The sequence below is a fragment of the Planctomycetota bacterium genome (assembly GCA_035574235.1).
Taxonomy (GTDB): Bacteria; Planctomycetota; MHYJ01; order MHYJ01; family JACPRB01; genus DATLZA01.
The window spans coordinates 20576-27666 of record DATLZA010000050.1 but is presented as its reverse complement, the minus strand read 5'-3'; the positions used below and the strand labels follow the sequence as shown (position 1 = coordinate 27666).

At 68.1% G+C, this 7091-nt stretch carries 7 protein-coding genes; all 7 read right to left on the bottom strand.

Going from position 1 to position 7091, the window contains the following annotated elements:
* The coding region (locus VNO22_03835) for a serine/threonine-protein kinase (protein ID HXG60483.1) at positions 1–982 on the bottom strand (982 nt) is incomplete at its 3' end.
* Positions 958–2193: a serine/threonine-protein kinase gene (locus tag VNO22_03830; GenBank protein HXG60482.1), complete on the bottom strand. Its 1236-nt coding sequence runs from the start codon at positions 2191–2193 to the stop codon at positions 958–960. The genes VNO22_03835 and VNO22_03830, both read right to left, overlap by 25 nt.
* A gap of 333 nt (positions 2194–2526) precedes the next feature.
* Positions 2527–2949 (bottom strand): type II toxin-antitoxin system death-on-curing family toxin, encoded by a 423-nt coding sequence (locus VNO22_03825; GenBank protein HXG60481.1) that lies wholly within the window; start codon positions 2947–2949, stop codon positions 2527–2529.
* Positions 2949–3245, bottom strand: a complete 297-nt coding sequence (locus tag VNO22_03820) for a hypothetical protein (protein ID HXG60480.1) — start codon at positions 3243–3245, stop codon at positions 2949–2951. Before VNO22_03820 ends, VNO22_03825 begins: the two co-directional genes overlap by 1 nt.
* Before the next feature lie 8 nt (positions 3246–3253).
* Positions 3254–3646, bottom strand: coding sequence for a hypothetical protein (locus VNO22_03815; GenBank protein ID HXG60479.1), 393 nt, complete (start codon positions 3644–3646; stop codon positions 3254–3256).
* Between the two features lie 57 nt (positions 3647–3703).
* On the bottom strand, positions 3704–5647 hold the full coding sequence (locus VNO22_03810; protein HXG60478.1) for a sensor domain-containing diguanylate cyclase: 1944 nt from the start codon (positions 5645–5647) through the stop codon (positions 3704–3706).
* Between the two features lie 34 nt (positions 5648–5681).
* Positions 5682–7049: a DHH family phosphoesterase gene (locus VNO22_03805; GenBank protein HXG60477.1), complete on the bottom strand. Its 1368-nt coding sequence runs from the start codon at positions 7047–7049 to the stop codon at positions 5682–5684.
* Between the last annotated feature and the right edge of the window lie 42 nt (positions 7050–7091).

Here is a 7091-nt window from a genome sequence, read left to right as displayed (position 1 = left end):
GCGAGGGGGGCGGGTCGCCCGCGGACAGCGCCACGGCGAGGACGGCCGCCGCCAGGACGAGCGCTCCGGCGCCGGCCCCGGCGGCCCATCGGGCGCGGGGGGACAGGTAGGGCAGCCGCCACGGGAGGCGGACGCGCACCTCGCGGCCCGTGAGGAAGCGTTCGAGATCGTCGGCCGCGGCGGCGGCGGTGGGGTAGCGGTCCTCCGGCCGCTTGGCCATCATCTTGAGCACGATGTCGTTGAGGGCTTTGGGGACCTTGGGATTGTGGGCCATGGGGGGAACGGGCGGCTCGTGGATGTGCTTGTTGAGGACGGCGAGCGCGGTGGCGCCCGTGAAGGGGCGTTTTCCCGTAAGGAGATAGTACAGCGTGACGCCGGCGGCGTAGATGTCGCTTTTCGGGGTGGCCTTGTGGCCGCGGGCCTGCTCGGGGGAGAGGTAGTAGGGGGTTCCCACCACCATGCCGTCGCGGGTGAGGTGGAGGGAAGCTTCCTGTTCGATGGCCAGCCCGAAGTCGAGGAGTTTCGGCTCGTCTCCCTTGGCCAGAAGGACGTTGTCGGGTTTGACGTCGCGGTGGACGACGCCCTGTTCGTGCGCGTGATGGAGACCCCGGAGGATCCCGACGGCCACGCGGGCGGCGTCGCGGGGGTCCATGGCGCCGAGTTCTTCGACGACCGTGGAGAGGGACTCGCCGTCCACGTACTGCATGACGATGAAGTGGCGGCCTTCGGCGTAGCCGACGTCGTGGACCTGGACGATGTTGGGGTGTTCCATGCGGCCGGCGGTGGTGGCCTCGCGCATGAAGCGCGCGACGTACTCGGGGTCGCGGCTCATGTCGGCGGGGAGGATCTTGACGGCGACGCGGCGGCCCAGGCCGAAGTGTTCGGCCAGATAAACGGAGCCCATGCCGCCCGTGCCGAGTTTGGACAGGATCCGGCACTTCTCGAGCGTGCGGCCGATCAGGTTGTCTTCGGGTTTCTGCATGGGTCGGCGGTTCGATCCAGCCAGCGGCGCAGGTCGTCGGCGAACTCGCGGGCGCTGGGATGGCGGCGCGTCTTGTCCCGCTGGAGGGCTTTGAGGCAGACGGCTTCGAGCTCCGGAGGCGCGTCCGGATTGAGCTGGGACGGGGGCGTCAGGCGTCCGGAAAGGACGCCGCGGTAGACTTCGAGGACGGAACTTCCCGGGTAGGGCACCCGTCCGGTCAGGGCCTGGTAGAGCATGACGCCCAGGGCGTAGATGTCGCTCCGGGCGTCGGTGCCGGTGACGTCGCCTTCGACCTGTTCGGGGGACATGTAGTACGGCGTGCCGAGGGAGGAGCCGGCGCGCGTGGCGGAGCGCTCCATGTGGTCCATTTTGGCCAGGCCGAAGTCGGTGACGTGCGGCGCGCCGGAAGCGTCCAGGAGGATGTTGGCGGGTTTGAGGTCGCGGTGGACGATGCCGTACTGATGGGCGTGGTGGACGGCGCGGGCGACCTGTTCGAGGACGGTGACGAAGGCGCGCAGCGTGAGGTTGCCCTCGGCGAGGGCGCGGTCGAGCGTCTTGCCCTCCACGTAGTCCATGACGATGTAGGAGGCGCCGTTTTCCTCGCCGGCCTCGTGGACGGCGACGATGGACGGATGGGAGAGGCGGCGGGCGGCGCGGGCTTCCTGGCGGAAACGGGCCAGGGAGGAAGCGCCGGTGGAACCGTCCGAGGCGCGAAGGATCTTGAGGGCGACCGTACGGCCGGTGTCCGCGTGGACGGCTTTGTACACGGTGCTCATGGCGCCGCGGCCGATTTCCTGGAGGAGGCGATAGGGTCCCACGCGGGGGAGGTCGGACGCGCGTGGGGCGGGCGCGGAGGTCGGTGGCGGGGCGGGCCTTTGAACGGTGAGGACGGCGCGGCACTTGCGGCAGACGAAGCGGGTTCCGTCCGGGAGTCCCAGGATCAGATGGTACGTGTCGCAGCGGGTGCAGGGCAGGAGGAAGCGGTCGTGCTGGAGGATGCCGCCCGATTCGCCGGGGGCGCCGAGATCGGCCGCATGGACGCGCAGGATGTCCCGGATCGCCTGGACCTGCTCGGGGGTGAGGAGGCGGCGTTCGAGGAGCTCGTCGGCCAGGGGAGGCCCGTCGCGGCGGGCGAGAATCTCGTCGAGCTGATTCTGGGTAAGGAATCCTTCCCGTACGGCGATGGCGCCGAAGGCCAGATCGTCCTGCACGGGGGAGATTATAACGAACCCGGGGCTCGATGGGGCGATTCCGGCGCCGGGGGAGAGAGCCGCCGACGCGGAAGCGTCACGCCCCCGAAGCGGAAGCCGCCGCGTCCTTGGGAGGCGGCTCGTAAAGCACCACGCGGTTCTTGCCGGCCCGCTTGGCGGCGTAGAGCGCTTCGTCGGCTTTGAGGAGGAGATCCCGGGCGCTCTCGGCGTCGTCCGGGGAGACGGCCCGCAGGATCGCCGGTGACTCCTTCGTAGGGGGCCGCGCGGCCGGCAGGGGCGAGTTCCGAGGGGCGGGCCGTCAGCCCCCCCTGACGTCCATTCTTCCGGCCGGTCCTACGGCCGAGATGCCGGCCCTGATGAGGGGGGCGGGTTCGACCGGCAGAATTTTTGGATAAAGGACGCGATTTCTTCTTTACGGGCGGAGCACCCCGCAACTTTTCTCACGATTCCTTCGTATTCCGACGCCGGGGGTTCGAAAACGTGACCATTGATTCCGAGGAAGACTCGGGCGGCGACGGCCCCTGTGCGTTTGTTTCCGTCCAAAAAAGGATGGTTCTTCACGAGATGAAAGAGATACGCCGCGGCCATAGCCGTCAGGCTCGGATGCAGGGGCTGTCCGTCGAAAGTTGCCCTGGGCTGGGCCAGGCTGGACTCCAGAAGGCCGGGATCTCGAACGCCGTCCAATCCCCCATATCGGGCCAACTGGTCTTGGTGAATTCTCAGGATGTCGGAGAGCGTGAGATGTTCGACCGTCATCACTCAGCCAGACGGCGGAGCATATCGCCGTAAAGCCGGTTGGTCTCTTCCAGGGCGGCCTCAACCCGTTGCCGGTGTTCCCATTCGGACAAAGGCATGACGACGGCTTCCGTGATGAGAATTCCACCTTGTGCCACTTTTGAGGGGGCGGGCTCAACCTGCACGGGGGCCGCAGCGGCGGGGGCCTCTTGGATCCGAACGGCCGGCTCCTCGAGGCAATAGCCCCACGTCGGCTCCGGCGGGGCCGCCTCATGCCGCTTTCGCAGAGTCACTTTGTTCTTTTCCGCATGGTGCATGGGCATCCTCACTTTTTGGGAGGCGACTCCAGAGCGGTCAAGGTATACGATGCGATCTCCTGCTGATCGACGTGAGCGGCGATCACATATCTTCCGGGTTTGGGAAATATAAGCTGCAGCTCCCCGAGGGCCATAACGGCCCCTCCGGGAGTGGTGAAGTCCACGTTCCCGCTAATCTCGGGCGCGAAAGGCTTGCCGTCTTCATTGACGAATAGAATTCGGAATTCGTGGCGTCGCAGCTCGGTCGGCCCGGCGACCATGCGAAAGACGAGTCCTCCACGGAAGACGATGGGCCGTCCCTCCGCGGGGGGCCAAACCCGATCGATGCCGCCCCGGAGGAGGGAAAAGGTGCCGTCCTGATTGAGGGAGACCGCCTCCGCTACAATGATCTCGCCCTTCATGATTCGGTATGCTAGATCCACCTTCCCAGCCCGTCAAGGGCCGGCGCCGGAGGCGTGTTACGAAAGCGGAGGCGTGGGGGGGGCCGCAGGCGCATCCGCACTTGGTTTTCCGGGTGAAGGCGGCTCGTAAAGCACCACGCGGTTCTTGCCGGCCCGCTTGGCGGCGTAGAGCGCTTCGTCGGCTTTGAGGAGGAGATCCCGGGCGCTCTCGGCGTCGTCCGGGTAGACGGCCCCGCCGATCGAAAGGTTGAGTTTCAGGACCCGGTCGCCGTAGCGGAACTCCTCCTTCTGGACGGCCTGGAGGATCCGTTCGGCGACCTTGCGCACGCCCTCGCGGGGCGTCTCGGGCAGGATGATTTCGAATTCGTCGCCGCCGTAGCGGGCGAGGATGGGGCCGGCGTCCCGCTCCTGGATGCGGGCGACCGTGTCGGCGCCGCGGAGGGTCGCCGCCAGCAGCCGGGCGACGCCCTTGAGGACCTCGTTGCCGGCTTCATGACCGAGGGTGTCGTTGATCGCCTTGAAGTCGTCCAGATCCATCATGAGCAGCCCGCAGGGACGCCCGTGGCGGCGGGCGCGGGCGACCTCGCCCTCCAGGCGTTTCTCGAAGTGGGGGTGGTTGAACAGGTTCGTCAGCGCGTCGTGGATCGACTTGATGTGCAGGAGCGCGTTGTCGATGGCGATCGCCGCGTGGTCGGTGAGGACTTCGGCGATCTCGATCTCGCGCGGACCGAAGGCGCCCACGACATGCGGATTGTCGAGGTAGACGGCGCCGATCAGGCGCATCTTGACCCGGAGCGGAACGCAGAGGATCGACATCAGGGACTGGTCCTGCACGCTGTCGATCAGGCGCAGGCGCGGGTCCACGGAGGCGTCCTCGGCCACCACGCGCTTGCCGTGGTCCCGGACGAACTTGAGGACCGTCCGCGAGACGCCCACCTCGCCGCGCGGGAGCTCCTGGCGGGAGCGGTCGCGGGAAAGCTCGATTTTGAAGCGGTCGCCCTCGAAGATGACGATCGTCCCCCGCTGGGCGTTGCAGAACTCGATCATGGTGTCGAGGATCATGGTGATGAGCTTGCGGAGGTTGAGCTCGGTGTTGATCTTCTTGATGACGTCGAGGACCGGCCGGAGGGCCGCCAGCGACGCGTCCGTGGAGGACGGCGAGGTCTTGCGGGGGGCGTCGATCTGGACGGGGACCTTCCAGAGGCCGCTGGCCGACTGCGGATCCCCGCCCAGGGCGTGGACGACGGCGGAGCTCTTAAGGTAACGCTCGCGCCCCTCGGGGGAGAGGCCGGCGGCGATCTCCTCGATGACCTGGGCGGCGGCCTTCCGGTGGGCTTGAGCGGTCTTTTCCTGGCCCGCCTTGAGGGAGGCGTGGGCCAGGGCGCTCTTGACGAGCCAGTAGGTTTCCGCGTCCGACCGGCGGCGCAGCTCCTCCTCCGCCCGGCCCAGGATCTCAAGCGCGGCCGGGACGTTTCCGGTGCGTTCCTCGCAGACCGCCTTGACGAGGCAGGCGCGGGCCTTGACCCAGGGGAGGTCGAGGGAGGCGCCCGCGGCGAAGGCGTCTTCCGCGAAGACGCGCGCCTCCACGAAGTCCTCCTTGGTGATCGAAAGCTCCGCGGAGACCAGGCGCGCGAACGCCGTGGCCGCGTCCTCGGGATGTTTCTGGAGGGCTTCGAGGGCGCGGTCGATGAGGGCGTCGGCCGCGTCGTACTCGCCCATCCGCAGCCGCGCCAGGGCCCCCACGGCCAGGGCGTACCCGGCCGCCCGGCGATCCTCGGCGCGGGCGGCCAGGTCGTGGGCCTCATGGGCGAAGCTGCGGGCCTTCGAGGGGCTGTTGAGGAGGCACAGGGCGTGGCCCGCCGCCGCCAAGGCGAGCGCCGCCTCGGCCCGCCGGTTCTCCTTGAGCCGTTCGATCGAGAGGCGCTTGGCGGCCTGGAGGGCGGCCTCGTAGCGGCCCTCGTGGATCAGGTTGTAGACGCCGTCGAGCAGGCCCTGGATCATATCCCACCGACCCCGCGCGGGGGCAAGAAAAATTTCAGACGCCGGGACGGGCCGCCGCCGCGGCGAAGGGGGAAAGCGCCCGGATCTTCCCGGCCAGGCGCCGCAGGAGCCACTCCTCGATGGCCACGTCGGTGGGCTCCCGGAGTTCCGCCACCAGCCGGCCCACCTCGAGCTCCGCCCGGGCCATCGTGCGGTGGCCGCCGGCCGAGCCGTAGTCGAGGAAGAGCGCCTCCGCCAGGCGGCCCGCGTGCTTGCGCAGGCCGTCCGAACGGAAGACCACGACGACCCGGTCCTTGGACCGGCAGGCCACGATCACCCACGAGATCCCGGTCAGCTTGATGAAGAAGTCCGCCACGTGGACGCACATGTCGGGGTTCGGGATCGTGCCGAGGTAGGCGAACACCGTATCGCGGGCGATCTTCTTGTTGGCGATGGCCACGGCGAAATAGTCGAGCGTTTCGACGGGAAGCTGCGAAAGCTCGATCGTCCGCACCAGGTTCTCGTCCGCGCGCACCCGCAGGTACCGGAAGGCGGCCACGTCCGCGTCGCTGACGTTCCGGGTCAGGTTCCCCGTGTCGATCTTGAGGCCGTAGAAGAGCGCGGTGGCGATCTTCTTGGTCATGCGGGCGCCGGAGGCCTGGTAGTACTCGGTCAGGATCGTCGAGGCCGCGCCGTAGGTGGGGCGCACGTCGGCGAAGCGGTGAGGGCCGAGATCGGTGAGCGGATGGTGGTCGATGATGATGTCGAAGCGGAGCTGCCCGTCGAGCTGGAAGAAGGAGGGCTGGGCGTCCACGGTGGCCACGATCGTCTCGGGCGCGATCGCGGACGGGGAGAACTTGCGCATGGGAATCTTGAGGAGGTTCACCATCGCGGCGTTCTCGGGACGCGTGAACTCGCCCATGTAGGCGATGGCCGTCTCGCGGGCGTGGTCGCGGACGAGTTCCGAGAGGGCGTAGGCGCTGGCGATGGCGTCCGGGTCGGGATTGCCCCAGATGACCGTCAGGAAGGGGCGCCCCTGGGCGATCTGGCGGATCGTTTCGACCTTCTGCTGGCCGGCGGCGCGTCGCTGGAGCTCGCGCAGCTCGTTCTTGTAAATGAGCCCTTCGTCGCGGAACAGGAAATTCGGGTACTCCCGGGCGAAGGGCCGGCTCGGCAGCGACGTGAAGACCATGACCTTGGCCGGGAGCTTCTGGCGGGCGAGGTTGTCCAGGACCGCCCGGAGCGGCGCCTCTTCGAACTCCGCCACGATGATGAGGTCGCCGGGCGCCACGGACCGTTCGGGGACGTCGAAGCGGACCTGGGCGGGGTCCCCGTCCACGCGGACGGCGTTCAGTTTGCTCAGGCCGAGAGCGTTGCGGATCTGCTCGAGCCGGTGCCCCCGCCCCAGGAGGTAAATTTTCATAAAGGGGAAACGGGCTGTATTATAGGCTTGTCGGCCCCGGGA

What these genes read in the sequence shown, in the direction of transcription:
- VNO22_03825 (HXG60481.1), bottom strand. Translation starts at nt 2,949, where the DNA reads ATGACGGTCGAACATCTCACGCTCTCCGACATCCTGAGAATTCACCAA.
- VNO22_03815 (HXG60479.1), bottom strand. Translation starts at nt 3,646, where the DNA reads ATGAAGGGCGAGATCATTGTAGCGGAGGCGGTCTCCCTCAATCAGGAC.
- VNO22_03805 (HXG60477.1), bottom strand. Translation starts at nt 7,049, where the DNA reads ATGAAAATTTACCTCCTGGGGCGGGGGCACCGGCTCGAGCAGATCCGC.
- VNO22_03820 (HXG60480.1), bottom strand. Translation starts at nt 3,245, where the DNA reads ATGCACCATGCGGAAAAGAACAAAGTGACTCTGCGAAAGCGGCATGAG.
- VNO22_03810 (HXG60478.1), bottom strand. Translation starts at nt 5,647, where the DNA reads ATGATCCAGGGCCTGCTCGACGGCGTCTACAACCTGATCCACGAGGGC.